This is a genomic window from Actinoplanes sp. NPDC023714 (assembly GCF_040639855.1).
Lineage (GTDB): Bacteria > Actinomycetota > Actinomycetes > Mycobacteriales > Micromonosporaceae > Actinoplanes.
Genome location: NZ_JBFAAR010000002.1, coordinates 142,829 through 157,481 on the forward strand (window position 1 = coordinate 142,829; position 14,653 = coordinate 157,481).

At 70.4% G+C, this 14,653-nt stretch carries 14 protein-coding genes; 7 read left to right on the forward strand and 7 right to left on the reverse strand.

Features of this window, described 5'->3' with window-relative positions; translation table 11 throughout:
• Window positions 1-17: 17 nt before the first annotated feature.
• Genes AB0G10_RS08430 through AB0G10_RS08450 form a run of 5 tightly spaced genes read right to left on the reverse strand, consistent with a single transcriptional unit; the run spans window position 18 to window position 4,146 of the window.
• Window positions 18-857: an alpha/beta fold hydrolase gene (locus AB0G10_RS08430; protein ID WP_360918111.1), complete on the reverse strand. Its 840-nt coding sequence runs from the start codon at window positions 855-857 to the stop codon at window positions 18-20.
• A complete protein-coding gene (locus AB0G10_RS08435) occupies window positions 854-1,714 on the reverse strand; it encodes an SDR family NAD(P)-dependent oxidoreductase (RefSeq protein ID WP_360918112.1) in 861 nt (286 codons plus the stop codon). The genes AB0G10_RS08430 and AB0G10_RS08435 overlap by 4 nt, the downstream gene beginning before the upstream one ends.
• Window positions 1,711-3,165, reverse strand: coding sequence for an NAD(P)/FAD-dependent oxidoreductase (locus AB0G10_RS08440; protein ID WP_360918113.1), 1,455 nt, complete (start codon window positions 3,163-3,165; stop codon window positions 1,711-1,713). The genes AB0G10_RS08435 and AB0G10_RS08440 overlap by 4 nt, the downstream gene beginning before the upstream one ends.
• Window positions 3,158-3,451, reverse strand: coding sequence for a DUF4873 domain-containing protein (locus AB0G10_RS08445; protein ID WP_360918114.1), 294 nt, complete (start codon window positions 3,449-3,451; stop codon window positions 3,158-3,160). The genes AB0G10_RS08440 and AB0G10_RS08445 overlap by 8 nt, the downstream gene beginning before the upstream one ends.
• The gene (locus tag AB0G10_RS08450; protein WP_360918115.1) at window positions 3,448-4,146 is read right to left on the reverse strand and encodes a TetR/AcrR family transcriptional regulator; all 699 of its coding nucleotides are present in this window, start codon (window positions 4,144-4,146) and stop codon (window positions 3,448-3,450) included. The genes AB0G10_RS08445 and AB0G10_RS08450 overlap by 4 nt, the downstream gene beginning before the upstream one ends.
• A gap of 48 nt (window positions 4,147-4,194) precedes the next feature.
• Here AB0G10_RS08450 and AB0G10_RS08455 point away from each other — a divergent pair, with 48 nt between their 5' ends.
• Together AB0G10_RS08455 and AB0G10_RS08460 are read left to right on the forward strand one after the other, a co-directional pair.
• Window positions 4,195-5,079, forward strand: a complete 885-nt coding sequence (locus tag AB0G10_RS08455) for a diiron oxygenase (RefSeq protein WP_360918116.1) — start codon at window positions 4,195-4,197, stop codon at window positions 5,077-5,079.
• Between the two features lie 107 nt (window positions 5,080-5,186).
• Window positions 5,187-5,369 carry a hypothetical protein gene (locus AB0G10_RS08460; protein ID WP_360918117.1) on the forward strand — a complete coding sequence of 61 codons (183 nt, stop codon included), beginning with the start codon at window positions 5,187-5,189 and terminating at the stop codon, window positions 5,367-5,369.
• Window positions 5,370-5,556: 187 nt separating this feature from the next.
• On the opposite strand, the gene AB0G10_RS08465 is transcribed toward AB0G10_RS08460, so the two are convergent.
• Together AB0G10_RS08465 and AB0G10_RS08470 are read right to left on the reverse strand one after the other, a co-directional pair.
• Complete coding sequence (locus AB0G10_RS08465; protein ID WP_360918118.1) at window positions 5,557-6,441, reverse strand: hypothetical protein; 885 nt, start codon at window positions 6,439-6,441, stop codon at window positions 5,557-5,559.
• A complete protein-coding gene (locus tag AB0G10_RS08470; protein ID WP_360918119.1) occupies window positions 6,441-7,364 on the reverse strand; it encodes a hypothetical protein in 924 nt (307 codons plus the stop codon). Before AB0G10_RS08470 ends, AB0G10_RS08465 begins: the two co-directional genes overlap by 1 nt.
• Before the next feature lie 585 nt (window positions 7,365-7,949).
• Here AB0G10_RS08470 and AB0G10_RS08475 point away from each other — a divergent pair.
• The 5 genes from AB0G10_RS08475 (at window position 7,950) to AB0G10_RS08495 (ending at window position 14,652) form a co-directional block, all read left to right on the forward strand.
• Window positions 7,950-9,050: a uroporphyrinogen-III synthase gene (locus tag AB0G10_RS08475; protein WP_360918120.1), complete on the forward strand. Its 1,101-nt coding sequence runs from the start codon at window positions 7,950-7,952 to the stop codon at window positions 9,048-9,050.
• A gap of 24 nt (window positions 9,051-9,074) precedes the next feature.
• Window positions 9,075-9,731, forward strand: a complete 657-nt coding sequence (locus tag AB0G10_RS08480; protein WP_360918121.1) for a sirohydrochlorin chelatase — start codon at window positions 9,075-9,077, stop codon at window positions 9,729-9,731.
• Window positions 9,732-9,800: 69 nt separating this feature from the next.
• Entirely contained in the window at window positions 9,801-11,894 is a 2,094-nt protein-coding gene (locus AB0G10_RS08485; protein ID WP_360918122.1) for a molybdopterin oxidoreductase family protein, read from the forward strand.
• Window positions 11,891-14,350 carry a nitrite reductase large subunit NirB gene (gene nirB, locus AB0G10_RS08490; protein ID WP_360918123.1) on the forward strand — a complete coding sequence of 820 codons (2,460 nt, stop codon included), beginning with the start codon at window positions 11,891-11,893 and terminating at the stop codon, window positions 14,348-14,350. The genes AB0G10_RS08485 and nirB overlap by 4 nt, the downstream gene beginning before the upstream one ends.
• Window positions 14,347-14,652 carry a Rieske 2Fe-2S domain-containing protein gene (locus AB0G10_RS08495; RefSeq protein ID WP_360918124.1) on the forward strand — a complete coding sequence of 102 codons (306 nt, stop codon included), beginning with the start codon at window positions 14,347-14,349 and terminating at the stop codon, window positions 14,650-14,652. Before nirB ends, AB0G10_RS08495 begins: the two co-directional genes overlap by 4 nt.
• The last annotated feature ends 1 nt before the right edge of the window (window position 14,653 follow it).

The following is a 14,653-nucleotide window of genomic DNA, read 5'->3' on the forward strand; positions in this document are numbered from 1 at the left end:
TCGCCGCCCGGGCCTCGTCAGACCCCGGCCTTTGCCAGCAGCGGTCTCACCAGCCGGGCGAACTCGTCGGGCCTCTCGATCTGCGGCATGTGCCCGGTGTCGGCGAACAGGTGGGACTGCGCGTGCGGGAACGCGGCCCGCGCCGCCGCCAGGTGGGCGCACGGGAGGATCACGTCCCGGTCGCCCCAGAGGATCATCGTGGGCTTGGCGTGCGCGGCGACCCGGCGGAGGAGATCGGTGCGCCACGGGGCCGCCACGCCGCGGAAGCCGCCGAGGGCCTTCGCGATCTCCAGGTAGACCGGTGCGAAATCGGGCTGGCGGGCGATCCGGATCGCCATCTCGATGCGTTCCGGCGTGACCAGCGCGCGGTCGGCGAACAATTGCCGTTCCACCCGCGGGGCGGTACGCGCGTCGATGCGTTTGAGCATTTGCCGGCCGATTCCGGGAACGGCGAGCATGCGCAGCGCGACCGTCACCTCCCGGCCGAACCCGGCGCTGTTCACCAGCGTCAGGGTGGACACCCGATCCGGCTCGCCGGCCAGCATGGTCATCGCCACGGCGCCGCCGAGGGAATTGCCCATCATGTGCACGGGACGCGTCTCGCCGAGCGCGTCCAGCGAAGCCCGGACCCCGTCCGCGAGCACGGGCAGGGTGGTGGTCTCCGGGGAGCGCTGGGACAACCCGAATCCGGGCATGTCGAGGCTGATGACCCGGTATTCGTCGTCGAACCGGGAATGCTGCGGCGACCAGTCCTCGAGGCTCCGGCCGATACCGTGCAGCAGGACCACCGGCGGCGCTTCCACCGGGCCCGATTCGTGGACGCGGATGCGGGTCCCCCGTACGTCCATGAACCTCATCGATTGACCACCCGCTCAGCGGAAGCGGGACGCGCAGCGGAAGCCGTGGTCAGGGCACGCACGATGCGGGCGTGACCGACCGGCAGGAGCCGGGCCAGCAGGTCGGGGACCTTGGCGCTCGTCGAGATCAGCAGCCGTGCCTTCCGGGTGGCGACGGCGCGCAGGATCTGTTCGGCGGCCTTTTCCGGCGGATAGCTGAGCAGCGCCGCGAACAGTTTCCGATTCGGCTCGATCTCCGACTCCGGAACGTCGACGCCGACGAGCGCGCTCTCCGCGATCCGGGTGCGAATACCGCCCGGATGCACTGTCGTGACGCCGATCCCGTTCTCCGCGAGCTCGCTCCGCAACGATTCGCTGAGGCCGCGCAACGCGAATTTGCTGGCCGCGTAGGCGGACTGCCCGGGCGGCGCGATCAGCCCGAACAGGGACGAGACGTTGACCAGATGCGAACCGTTCGACAGGGACGGCAACAACGCGTGGGTGAGCAGCATCGGCGCGCGGAAGTTCACGTTCATGACGGTCTCGAACTGCGCCACGGAGATCTGGTCGAAGCGGCCGCCCAGCGCGATTCCGGCGTTGTTGACGAGCAGGCCGAGTGCCGGGTGCTCGGACCGGATCCGCTCCGCCACATCGTCGACAGCCGATCGATCGGCCAGGTCGGCGACGATGGTCTGCACGGTTATGCCCGGATGGGATGTCCGGATCCGGTCAGCGACCGCCGTGAGCCGCGCGGCGTCCACGTCGACCAGGACGAGGTTGCTGCCGCGCGCGGACAGGCCGTAGGCGAGGTGCTCGCCGATGCCACTGGCGGCGCCGGTGAGGACGGCGGTGCGGCCGGCGAAACGATAGGGAGTCATGAGGCCACCTTGTGGGGAACGGACGCACGGGTGAAGGTCATGTCGCGGGTGACGTCGGCGCGCGGGGTGGTGAGCACGTCCCGCAGGTAGTTCTGCCGGATGATCCACGGGTCCCGGTCGCCCTGCCTCGGGAACCTGTCGAGGGCGCGCCGCACGTATCCCGAGGACAGGTCGATGAGGGGCCGGCCGCTGCGGACCGGGGCGGTCGGGGCGGCGATGGCGTAGCCCCGCCGGTCCATGTGGTCGAGCAGCCGCAGCACGTAGCGGTGGGACAGGTCGGCGCGCAGCGTCCACGACGCGTTGGTGTAGCCGAGGCAGTAGGCGAAGTTCGGCACCCGGCTCAGCATCAGCCCCCGGTAGGCGGCGTGCTGTCCGACGTCGATCGGGTCGCCGTCGACCGTCAGCGCGATGCCGCCGACCGGGAGCAGGGACAGGCCGGTCGCCGAGACCACGATGTCGGCGTCGAGGACGGTGCCCGACCGCAGGCGGACGCCGGTCGGCGTGAACGTCTCGATGTGGTCGGTCACCACCGAGGCGCGCCCGGAAGCGATCACCTGGAACAGGTCGCCGTCCGGGATCACGCAGAGCCGCTGGTCCCAGGGGTCGTAGCGCGGCTTGAAGTGCTCGTCGACGTACCCGGGGTCGCCCAGATGGCGCACCGCGACCTTGCGCAGGGCCTCGCGCACCAGCTTCGGCCGCCGCCGCGCGAGCTGGTAGAAACCCTGCGTGAGCAGGATGTTCTTGGCGCGGGCGACGCGATTCGCCGCCTGCGGCGGCAGGATCCGGCGGGCCAGGTCGGCGATCACGTCGCGGTCCGGGAGCGGTGTCACGTACGTGGGGGAGCGCTGCAGCATCGTCACGTGTGCCGCGTCGGCGGCCAGGGCCGGCACCAGGGTCACCGCGGTGGCGCCGCTGCCGATCACGACGACGCGCTTGCCGGCATAGGAGAGGTCCCCGGGCCAGAACTGCGGGTGGACGACCGTGCCCCGATACGACGAGATGCCGGGGAAGTCCGGCTGGTAACCCTCGGTGTAGCTGTAGTACCCCGAGCAGCTGTAGAGAAAATCGCAGGTCAGAACGCCGCCGTCGGCGATCCGGACGGTCCACCGCGCTTCGGGGGTCGACCAGTCGGCGCGCACGACGCGGTGATTGAAACGGATATTGGGGGAGATATCTGATTCGGCCGCCGTCTCCTCGATGTACCGCCGGATCGCCGCCCCCGACGCCAGGGCCTCGCGCTCCCGCCACGGCCGGAACGGGTAGCTTAGCGTGAACATGTCCGAGTCGGATCGCACGCCGGGGTAGCGGAACAGGTCCCAGGTCCCGCCGACGGCGTCGCGCGCCTCGAGGATGGCCCAGGTGTCGCCGGGCCGCTGCCGCTGGAGGCGCCAGGCCGCGCCGATCCCGGACAGGCCGGCCCCGACGATCAGCACGTCGAAGTGCTCAGTCATGGCCGGCTCCGGACCACGGCGGGGTTCCGGTACCCGAGAGCCGCACCCCGCCCCAGGGATCCGGCTCGCTCAGCTTGACCGGTGTCTCGCGCTCGTCGACCACGAGGACCGCCGTACGCAGTCCGCCGCTCACCCTCCGCAGCAACGCCTCGTCGGGTCCGGTGCGGCCGGCCCACCGGAACCTTCCCTCGATCGGCTCGAAGCGGGCCGACATCCGTATCGACACCGCGATGTCCTCGTCCTCGGTGCGCAGGCGGGCGGGACCGCGGTACTGCTCATCGCTCATGAGTCCTCCGTGGGAGCGGTGAAGGCGGAGAGCCCGCCCGGGATGTCGGCGGCCCGGGAGATCCCGGCGATGCCGCCCCAGAGGAACGTCGTCAGGTATTCGCCGAGCGCCTCCCGGCTGATCGGCTGCTGCTGCCGGAGCCACCAGTCGCCGACCGCCTGCACGTAGCCGACCACGCCGTACGCCCAGGGCAGCGCCGCGCCGGAGTCGAGCCCGCGGGCCCGCAGCCGATCGCCGAAAATCCGGGCGAGCCCGCTGGCCACCGTGTCCATGACGTCGGCGACCACGTCCCGGTGCCGGGCGACGTCCGGCTGGTGCACGACGAACCGGTACAGGTTCAGGTCGGCCTCGATCTGCGCGAGGTAGACGTCGATGACCGCGGCGATGACGGCCCGTTCCTCGCGGACGTTCGCGACGGCCGGGACCATCGCCTCCACGATGATCCCGCCGGCCTCCTGGCCGACCGCGAGCCACAGCTCGGACTTGTCGGCGAAGTAGCGGTAGAGCACCGGCTTGCTGACGCCGGCGTGCGCGGCGATCGCCTCCATGCCGACGTCCGGGCCGTGCAGCCGGATCGCTTCGATGGCCGCCGCGGTGAGCTCGGCCCGGCGCTGTTCCCGGTGGTGGTCCCAGCGACCACGCCGGCCATCGCCGCGCTTCGATGGGGGATTGACGGGTGGTGTGGCCGAGTTCATAGTACAAGAAGTATCTGTTACCGCCGGTAACGTCAAGGGGGCGCCACCATGACCGATCGCGACCGCACCGCCACCCGCCTGCTCCGGTCCTCGGCGGAGCACTCCTACGACCCCGAAGTGGAGATCGACTGGGAGGCGCCGTTCGTACCCGGCAAATTCTTCGTGCCGCCGCACCGGTCCAGCCTCTACGGCACCGCGCTCTGGGACCGCCTCACCGAGGAGCAGCGCATCGAGCTCACCAAGCACGAGGTGGCGAGCATCGCCGGGCTCGGCGTCTGGTTCGAGACGATCCTCATGCAACTGCTCATCCGCGACTACTTCAAGCAGGACCCGACGGCCGCGCACGCGCAGTACGCGCTCACCGAGATCGGCGACGAGTGCCGGCACTCGGTCATGTTCGGCCGCATGATCGCCCGGCTCGGGACGCCGATCTACCAGCCGGTCGGCTTCAACCACTGGCTCGGCAAGTGGATCGCCCACACCGGCAGCGGCCCGCGGATGTTCGCCGCCATCCTGATCGCCGAGGAGATCCTGGACACCCTGCAGCGCGAGGCGATGGCCGACGAGAACGTGCAGCCGCTGGTACGGATGGTGTCCCGCATCCACGTGGTCGAGGAGGCGCGGCACGTCCGCTACGCCCGCGAGGAACTGGCCCGGCAGATCCGCCGGGCCGGCCGCGGCCGGATCGTCTTCGACAAGCTGGTGATCGGCCGGGCCGCGTTCCTGACCGGCCGCCGGCTCGTGGACCCGCGCGTCTACCGGGCCGTCGGCATCTCCCCCGAGGAGGGGCGGCGGGCCGCCTGGCAGAACCCGTACCACCGCGAGACCATGCGCTGGGCGGGCGAGCGCGTGGTCACGTACCTCAAAGACCTTGATCTGATCGGAGGCCCCGGTGCGGCCCTCTGGCGCGCATCGGGCCTGCTGGCGGCCTGACGACCCGGTTGTGAGCGACGTCGCCCAAGTCCGGACGGACGGCCCCTGGGCGGGCGGATCTTTCGCGTGTGAGATGGCTGCGACGGATTCGCACCGGGGAGACTGCTGTGATCGACGAGGCGCTGGTGGCCTACAACGCCGGCCGGGTGGACGGGGCCGCCGGCCTCCGCGATCCGCAGGTCGCCGAGGACCCGGAGTTCGGCGCCGACTACCGGATCGGCATGCTCGACGGCCGGATCGCCGCCTTCCACCTGCGCGCCGAGATCCGCCGCGTCCTCGGCGAGGACTAGCTTCCGTCTCAGATCAAGACCGTGGGGTACGGCGCGGAGCCGGTCACCCGGCGGAGCCTTCGCCGCCCCGCGCACCGTTCTTACCGAAAGTCGTGAACATGTCATTTCCTCACGTGATCTTGTAAAACCACCGAGGAGAACAATACTCGCGCCGCGGTGCACTCGTGGGTGTATTCACTCGCGCGTTTCACGGTGCCGGCCAATCCACCCGTACGTCGAACTCGAACCGGGTCGGCGGGGTCGGCGTGTCGGCTTTCCAGGTGACCACCCACTCGTCGTTCGCACGATCCCGCACGGGGCCGCTCAGCGTGCCGCGCCGATCACGCTCCTGGACGAGGACCGTCCGCGCCTTTCCGTCCACCCGGAACGTCACCGAGAATTCGCCGATCGGGAAATTGCGCACGTCGTACCGAAATACGTCGATGTCGTCCGCGCGCAACGGATTCCACAATCCCGCCGGCGAATAGTCCAACGTCCATTCCACGGTTTCGCCGGCCGGTATCTCCGGCACGAAATTGACGGTGCCGCGCCCGGTGATGTCCTCGGCCATCCAGGTCGCTTCCCGGCGCCGCCCAGCGGTCCGCGCCTCGCTCACCCCGATCCGCGGCGTCGCCGAGAACTTGCCGGTGTCCAGCCCGGCGTACGGCGAGATCAGCGTGAGCTCACGCTGCCGCAGGGGGCGATCGACCCGCGTGGTCCGCCGCTCCCGCACCCGGTCACCGTCCTCGCCGCTGCCCACCCACACCGTCAGCGCGAGATCCTCGCTGTACCCCTCGATGCTCGACAGCGGCCGGTCCGGCCACTCGCCCGGCGGCAGCTCCCGCGCCGGCGCGGTCCGCGTGGCCGGCCGCCGATCCGGGATCACCGCCGGTTTCGGGGACACCTCCTCGAAGCGACGCAGACGTACGAGTACGACCACGCCCGCCACCGCGATCACCACGAGCAGCGGCGCGGCCCGGAGTGGCTTCAGTGTGGCGATCAGAATGACGGCGATGTTCGCGTACGCGATCACCGCGCCGGCGATGAGGAAACCGGCCGACCCGCGCCGTCGTGTGGTGTGATCGATGCTCATCAGTTTCCCTCCGGATCGAGCAGCAGCATCAGCTTGATCGCGGCCTCGGCGGGCGGGCGCGCGGCCAGGAAGGCGTTGAGGTCGTCGATGGTGAACCGGTAGGTGCGTACCCCGTCATGGGGTTGATCTGCCGGATCGAAGGCGATGCCCTCCGGTGGGGACGGGCAGTCCAGGACGCCCAGGGCCGACGGCAACCGGAGGACGAAGGTGACCGACCGCACCGGCGTGCGTGACGTGCCGTTCTCCTCGCGCCGGATCAGTGGCGGCGCCCAGACGAACCGCTGGCCCTTCGCCTCGCGCAACGGGTCCCAGTGCCCGGGCGAGCGGTAGTGGGCCGTCCAGTCGACCCGGTGCCACGGCGGCGCGAACAGGATCAGCGCCCGGGGGATCGGCCGGTCCCGCACCTGGATCACCTTCGCCCGCTGCGGGTCGCTCGGATCCTCCGGCGTGCGGTTGATCCGCAGCTCGATGTCGTCCCAGCTCAGGCTGTGGTGCGGGCTGTGGGTGAGCGCCTCGAACTGCGACCAGTACACGACCGGGCCGCGCAGCGGGGTGGTCCGGCGGTGCTCCTCGATCAGGTCGTCCTCGGCCTGCTCGCCGATGTCGAAGATGATCGTGCGGCGTTCCTGGTACGGCCGGTACGCGCCGAGCGTCGAGTCGAGGACGCTCCGGATCGTGGTCAGCTCCTTGTTACGCACGGCCAGCTCCGCGCCGGTGTCGCCGGAGCGTCGCGCGCCCCGGTGGTACCCCTCGTCGTAGACGGCCGGCAGCAGCGCCCCGGTGCCGATCAATCCGGCGATCACCAGGCCGGCCGGGGTGACCTGCTCGGCGCCGAGCACCTCGAGGCCGTTCGCCACCGTGCTCACGGTCGCCAGGCCGTAGAGGCCGACCCGGCGCCACAGCCGGAACCGCTCGTCCGTCATCGAGCCGGTCCCCGGCGACCGGACACGCTAGCCACTGTCGCATCGCTTCGCCTCCCGGCTCTCGGAAAACCGGCCCGACGCGAATCAACTTCGATTTCTTCCATCAGTATGAAGTTTAGGGAAGGGGGCGGCCAGCGATCCAAGCGGCGAATCACTCGCGAGCTAAGTCGTACGGGTGGGAAGGATGTCATTCTGGTGGTGAACGCTCTGGTCAGGGAGCCGTCAGCGAAATAGGCGAGATCAATTCACCTGCTATTTTGGCACATTCGGTTAGTCCTTTTGTTCGACCCCGGATTAATGCAATCGGCGGACGGTTTCCGGTCAGAAGGGCACGACCCGGCCGGCCTCGATCCCACAGCTCGCCGCCACGATCACTTTCGGACGCGCATCCCGATCGGTGGGGGTGACCCGGCAGTGGTGCGGGGTGGCGTCGCTCTGGGCGTGGGTGGTGCATCGCGCGAAGCGGGCGCTCACAACGGTGATCAACGGGCAAGTGAGTCGCCGTTATCATCGTGGAAACATGACTTTGCCGGTTCCGAAATCAGGCCTTAGGACTCTTGCACCAGGCTTGAGACGGGGGACTGGATGACCGAGGGCGCACTGGCGGGCTTCACCGTGGCGGTGACAGCGGAACGACGCCGCAGCGAGATGGCGGCACTGCTGGAGCGGCGGGGCGCGCGAGTGGTGAGCGCGCCGGCCATCACGATCATTCCGCTGATCGACGACGAGGCGCTGCGGGCGGCCACCGAGGCGTGCATCGGGCTGGAGCCGCACCTCGTGGTGGCGACCACCGGCTTCGGCTTCCGCGGCTGGCTGGAGGCGGCCGAGGGCTGGGGTCTCGCCGAGACGCTGCGGGCCTCGCTGCGCAACGCGAAGATCATCGCCCGCGGTCCGAAGCCGTGCGGCGCGATCCGCGCGGCCGGGCTCACCGAGGACTGGGCGGCCAAGACCGAGGCGTCCGAGGAGGTCCTCGAACGCCTGCTCAGCGACGGGGTGGCCGGCCGGCGGATCGTGGTGCAGGAGCACGGCGAGCCGCAGACCGAGTTCGTCAGCGCGTTGCGGGCGGCCGGCGCGGCCGTCGTCGAGGTGCCGGTCTACCGCTGGGCGATGCCCCCGGACGTCGCCCCGGTGCGCCGGCTCGCCGAGCAGGTCGCGGCCGGCCAGATCGACGCCGTGACGTTCACCAGCGCCCCGGCCGTCAAGGCGTTCCTGACGATCTCCGAGGACGCCGGCGCCGACGTGGTCGCCGCGTTCGGATGCTCCACCCTGGCCGCGTGCGTCGGCCCGGTGACGGCCGCGCCGCTGATCGAGCGGGGCATCCCGGTCGTCACGCCGGAGCGCTACCGGCTCGGCGCCCTGATCAAGACGGTCACCGACGAGCTGCCCCGGCGCGCGGTCCGGCTCCGGGTCGCCGGCTCCACCCTCGAGGTACGCGGCCACGCCGTCCTCATCGACGACGACTTCCACGCCCTGGCCCCGGCGGCCATGGCGATCCTCACCTCGCTGGCCCGCCGGCCCGGCGTCGTGGTGTCGAAGGAACAGCTCGCCGAGGCGTTGCCGCGGGGCAACGACGGGCACGCCGTGGACGTGGCGGTGGCCCGTCTGCGTGCCGCCCTCGGATCGGGCAAGCACATCGAGACGGTCATCAAGCGCGGCTACCGCCTGCGGGTGGACGAAGCGGCCTGACCGGCAACCCCTAGGAGCAGACCCATGAACCCCACGCTCATCGCGGTCGCGCACGGCACCCGCTCGCCCGCCGGACGCCGGCAGATCGAGCAGCTGGCCCGGACCGTCGCGCGCCGCCGGCCCGGCCTCGACGTGCGGCTGTGTTACGTCGACGTCCAGGAGCCCAAGGTCTCGGTGATCACTGAAGAAGCGACCGACGCCGTGGTGGTCCCGCTGCTGCTCTCCTGCGGCTATCACGTGCGGGTGGACATCGCCGAGGCCGTCTCCGGAACCGGGTTCCCGGTGACCGGCCCGCTCGGCCCGGACCCGATCCTGCTGGACAGCATGGTCCGCAATCTCCCGGACGACGCCGACGCGATCGTGCTCGCGGCGGCCGGCTCGTCGGATCCCCTGTGGCGCGCCGACGTCGAGGGCGTGGCCTCCCGGCTCGGTGCGGAGATCGGCTACACGTCGGGGGCCGGACCCCTGGTCAAGGACGTGGTGGCGGGACTCCGTGAGCGGGGCGCGCGGAGGATCGCGATCGCCGCCTACCTGCTCGCCGAGGGGCTCTTCTACCGCTCCCTGCTGAACGCGGGCGCCGATGCGGTGACGCCGCCGCTCTGTCACGACGACGCCGTGGCCGATCTGGTATTGCGACGGTTCGATGCCGCGCGTCTCACATTGGCCGGCAGCCCGTTGTAGGGATTTCCTGACAACAGCGTCACCGCTAAGCGTCGGAAGGGTTAACGGGCGGCCGCGAGGCTACTACCCGTGACGGCGACCCAGACGCATTGCCCCTACTGCGCACTGCAGTGCGGGATGACGCTGACCCCGAGGATTCCGGGGGTTCAGCTGGAGCCGGCCGAGTTCCCGACGAATCGGGGCGGCCTGTGCGCCAAGGGATTCACCGCGGCGGACCTGCTCGACCACCCGGATCGGCTGCTGACGCCGCTGGTCCGCAAGGAGCCGGGCAACCGGGACAGTCCGCTGCGGGAGGCCTCCTGGGACGAGGCCTACGCGTTGATCACCGCCAAGATCCAGGAAAACCAGCACGGGTACGGGCGGGACAGCGTCGGCGCCTTCGGGGGCGGGGGACTGACCAACGAGAAGGCGTATGCGCTCGGCAAGTTCGTCCGGGTCGCGCTGCGCTCCTCGTCGATCGACTACAACGGCCGGTTCTGCATGTCGTCGGCGGCGACGGCGGCGAACCGGTCGCTGGGGATCGACCGCGGGCTGCCGTTCCCGCTCGCCGACGTGGCCGAGGCCCGGACCGTGCTGCTGGTCGGCGCGAACCCGGCCGACGCGATGCCGCCGTCCATGCAGTACCTGGACGCGGGGCGGGCGGCCGGCGCGAAGCACATCGTGGTGGATCCGCGCCGGACCAGCACGGCCAACGGCGCCCACCTGCACCTGCAGCCGCTGCCCGGCACCGACCTGGCGCTGGCGAACGGGATGCTGCACATCGCCCTGCGCTCCGGCTGGGTCGACGAGGACTTCATCAGAGACCGCACCGAGGGTTTCGCGGCGGTCAAGGCGGCGAGCAACGCCTACTGGCCGGAGCGCGTCGAGCGGATGACCGGCGTCCCGGAGAGCAGGTTGCGGGAGACGGTGCGCCTGCTCGCCACCGAGCAGCCGTCCATGATCCTCACGGCTCGCGGCGCCGAGCAGCACAGCAACGGCACCGACACGGCGCAGGCCTGGCTCAACCTGGCGCTCGCGCTCGGCCTGGTCGGCAAGCCCTTCTCGGGCTACGGGACGATCACCGGGCAGGGCAACGGGCAGGGCGGCCGGGAGCACGGCCAGAAGGCGGACCAGCTGCCCGGGTACCGCCGGCTCGACGACCCGGCCGCTCGCGCGCACGTCGCCGGCGTGTGGGGCATCGACCCGGACGAACTGCCGGTGCCCGGCGTCTCCGCGTACGAAATGCTCGATCGCCTCGGCACCGAGGGCGGCGTCCGGGTCCTCTGGGTCCTGGCCAGCAACATCGCGGTCAGCGCCCCGCACAGCACCCATGTGATCGACCGGCTCCGGTCCCTCGACTTCCTGGTCGTCTCGGACATCTTCCTCTCCGAGACGGCGGCCCTCGCCGACGTCGTCCTCCCCGCCGCCCAGTGGGCCGAGGAGGAGGGGACGATGACCAACCTGGAGGGCCGGGTGATCCGCCGCAGGATGGCCCTCCCGCCACCTCCGCTGGTCCGCACCGATCTGCGGGTCATCGCCGACCTCGCCGAGCGGCTGGGACGCGGCCGGTACTTCTCGGCCGATCCGCGGACCGTCTTCGCCGAGCTCCGCCGGGCCAGCGCGGGCGGGATCGCCGACTACAGCGGCATCACCTGGGAGCGGATCGAGGCCGAGCAGGGGGTCTTCTGGCCCTGCCCGGCGGAGGACCACCCCGGGACGCCCCGGCTCTTCGCCGAGAGCTTCCCCCGGCCGAACGGCCGGGCCAGGTTCGTGCGGGTCGATCACCGCGATCCCGCCGAGCTTCCGGACGGGACATTTCCGTACGTGCTGACGACCGGCCGCAACATGCAGCAGTACCAGAGCGGCACCCAGACGAGGCGGGTGAAGGCGCTCACCGTGGCGCTGCCGGAACCCCGCGCCGAGATCCACCCCGACCTGGCCCGCCGGCACGGCATCGCCGACGGCGACCTGGTCGAACTCCGCAGCCGCCGGGGCGCCGCGACGTTGCGCGCCCGGCTCAGCGACGGCATCCGCCCGGACACGGTCTTCGCGCCGTTCCACTGGCCGGGCGCCAACGCGCTGACCAACCCGGCACTCGACCCCCACTCCAAGATGCCCGCTTTCAAGGTGTGCGCGGTGACCATCGCGCTCGCCGACACACCGGAAGGGACCACGACTCGATGACCCAGCGCCTTGTTGTCATCGGCAACGGCATGGCGGGAGCCCGCACGGTCGAGGAGATCCTCGCTCGTGACGGCGACTTCACCGTGACGATGTTCGGAGACGAGCCGTACGGCAACTACAACCGGATCATGCTCTCCAACCTGCTCGCCGGGGTGGAGACCGAGGACGGGATCTTCCTGAACGACCTCTCCTGGTACCGGGAGAACGGCATCACGCTGCACGCCGGCACTCGCATTTCCAGGATCGACAAAGCGGCCAAGGTGGTCTACGCCGAGGACGGCAGCCGGACCCCCTACGACAAGCTGATCATCGCGACCGGCAGCTACTCGTGGACGCCGCCGATGAAGAACGTGCACAACCCGAAGCGCGGCTACCACCAGGGCGTCTTCGCGTTCCGCACGCTCGACGACACCCGCGCGATGATCCGGTACGCGCGGGACCACGAACGGGCCGTGGTGATCGGGGGCGGCCTGCTCGGCCTGGAGGCGGCCCGCGGCCTGCAGAACCACCTGAGCCACGTGACCCTGCTGCACGCCATGGGTCACCTCATGGAGCGGCAGCTCGACCCGAAGGCCGGCCAGATGCTGCAGTCCAGCGTCGAGGGCAAGCTCGGCATCGAGGTGGTCACCAACGCGATGACCACCGAGATCCTCGGCAAGGACCGGGTCACCGGCGTGAAGCTCGCCGACGGCCGGGTCATCGACTGCGACGTCGTGGTGATCGCCGCCGGCATCCGGCCGAACACCCAGGTCGCCGCGGACAGCGACCTGCCGGTGGAGCGCGGCATCGTGGTCGACGACCAGATGCGGGTCGAGGGGGAGCGCGACATCTACTCGGTCGGCGAGTGCGCCCAGCACCGCGGCAGCCTCTACGGCCTGGTCGCGCCGCTCTGGGACCAGGCCAAGGTGCTCGCCGACCACATCACCGGCACGACCGACGTGGCGTACACCGGCTCGAAGCTGCACACCAAGCTGAAGGTCGCCGGCATCGACGTCGCCTCGATGGGCCTGATCGCCCCGGAGCACGACACCGACGAGGTGATCGTCTACAACGAGCCGAAGAAGGGCGTCTACAAGCAGCTGATCATCCGCGACGACGTGCTGGTCGGCGCGGTGCTGGTCGGCGACAACAGCAAGGCGGCGTCGCTGATCCAGGCCTTCGACCGGGGGATGGCCCTGCCCGAGGAGCGCGCCGAGCTGCTCTTCGACATCGGCGGCCCGGCCGGCGAGGTGTCGCCGGCCGAGATGCCCGACGACGCACAGGTCTGCAACTGCAACGGCGTCAGCAAGGGCGCCATCTGCGGGGTGGTGAACCAGGGCTGCAAGACGGTCAGCGGGGTCATGGACAAGACCCGGGCCGGCAAGGGCTGCGGCACCTGCAAGCCGCTCGTCCAGCGGATCGTCGAGTGGGCGGCCGGCGGCGAGGTCGAGGAGGACCCGGCGGCGTCCTGGTACGTCCCCGGCGTGCCGATGCCGAAGCCCGAGCTGATGGCCGCGATCCGCAAGTACGAGCTGAAGAGCGTCTCCAGCGTGTTCGACAAGCTGGTGCCCGGCGGGCAGCACGACGCGAAGAGCAAGATGGGCCTCGCGTCGCTGCTCAAGATGATGTGGGCCGACGAGTACGAGGACGAGCGCGACGCCCGGTTCATCAACGACCGGGTGCACGCCAACATCCAGCGGGACGGCACCTTCTCGGTGGTGCCGCAGATGAAGGGCGGCGTCACCACCCCGGCCCAGTTGCGCAAGATCGCTGAGGTTGCGGAGAAGTACGACGTACCCATGGTGAAGCTGACGGGTGGGCAGCGCATCGACCTGCTCGGTGTTCCGAAGGAACAGCTCCCGGCCATGTGGGCGGACCTGGACATGCCGTCCGGCTACGCCTACGCGAAGAGCTTCCGCACCGTGAAGACGTGTGTCGGCTCGGACTTCTGCCGGTTCGGCGTCGGCGACTCGACGGCGCTGGGCATCGCGCTCGAGGAGCGCTACCAGGGTCTCGAGGGCCCCGGCAAGATGAAGCTCGCGGTCACCGGCTGCCCGCGTAACTGCGCCGAGGCGTACGTCAAGGATCTCGGGGTCGTCGCGATCGACGGCGGTAGGTGGGAGATCTATGTGGGCGGCGCTGCCGGCGCCCACATCCGCAAGGGCGATCTGCTCACCACGGTCGGCTCGGCCGAGGAGGTCATCCGCCTGACCGGCCGCTTCCTCCAGTACTACCGGGAGAACGCCAACTGGCTGGAGCGGACCTACGCCTTCGTGCCGCGGATCGGCATCGACCGGATCCGGGAGATCGTGGTCGACGACGCCGAGGGCATCGCCGCTGCGCTCGACGAGGCCGTCGACGAGGCCGTGCAGGCCTACAAGGACCCCTGGAAGGAGCGGGCCGAGCCGGCCACGCCCGGCCAGTTCCGCACTTCCCTTCCCCTGACCGTTCTCCCCCAGGTTCCGGTGCGCTCATGAAAACTGCTGTGGTTCTCGGTTCGCTGCACGACATCCCGCTCGGCGAAGGGCGCTCCTACGCCGTCGACGGACAGATGATCGCGGTCTTCCGCCTTCGCGACGGCTCCCTCCGTGCGGTCGACGCGGTCTGCCCCCACCAGGGCGGCCCGCTGGCGGACGGGCAGATCGACAACAAGGTCGTCGTCTGCCCGCTGCACCTCTTCGCCTGGGACCTCGCCACCGGGTGTTCCCAGTCCGGCCAGCCCCCTCTCACCGTCTACCCGGTCCGGGCCGACGGCGACCAGATCATCTTGGGAGAATGAC

Excerpts from the sequence above, each read along its gene's own strand:
- AB0G10_RS08430 (WP_360918111.1), bottom strand. The coding sequence starts at position 857 with ATGAGGTTCATGGACGTACGGGGGACCCGCATCCGCGTCCACGAATCG.
- AB0G10_RS08435 (WP_360918112.1), bottom strand. The coding sequence starts at position 1,714 with ATGACTCCCTATCGTTTCGCCGGCCGCACCGCCGTCCTCACCGGCGCC.
- AB0G10_RS08440 (WP_360918113.1), bottom strand. The coding sequence starts at position 3,165 with ATGACTGAGCACTTCGACGTGCTGATCGTCGGGGCCGGCCTGTCCGGG.
- AB0G10_RS08445 (WP_360918114.1), bottom strand. The coding sequence starts at position 3,451 with ATGAGCGATGAGCAGTACCGCGGTCCCGCCCGCCTGCGCACCGAGGAC.
- AB0G10_RS08450 (WP_360918115.1), bottom strand. The coding sequence starts at position 4,146 with ATGAACTCGGCCACACCACCCGTCAATCCCCCATCGAAGCGCGGCGAT.
- AB0G10_RS08455 (WP_360918116.1), top strand. The coding sequence starts at position 4,195 with ATGACCGATCGCGACCGCACCGCCACCCGCCTGCTCCGGTCCTCGGCG.
- AB0G10_RS08465 (WP_360918118.1), bottom strand. The coding sequence starts at position 6,441 with ATGAGCATCGATCACACCACACGACGGCGCGGGTCGGCCGGTTTCCTC.
- AB0G10_RS08470 (WP_360918119.1), bottom strand. The coding sequence starts at position 7,364 with ATGACGGACGAGCGGTTCCGGCTGTGGCGCCGGGTCGGCCTCTACGGC.
- AB0G10_RS08475 (WP_360918120.1), top strand. The coding sequence starts at position 7,950 with ATGACCGAGGGCGCACTGGCGGGCTTCACCGTGGCGGTGACAGCGGAA.
- AB0G10_RS08480 (WP_360918121.1), top strand. The coding sequence starts at position 9,075 with ATGAACCCCACGCTCATCGCGGTCGCGCACGGCACCCGCTCGCCCGCC.
- nirB (WP_360918123.1), top strand. The coding sequence starts at position 11,891 with ATGACCCAGCGCCTTGTTGTCATCGGCAACGGCATGGCGGGAGCCCGC.
- AB0G10_RS08495 (WP_360918124.1), top strand. The coding sequence starts at position 14,347 with ATGAAAACTGCTGTGGTTCTCGGTTCGCTGCACGACATCCCGCTCGGC.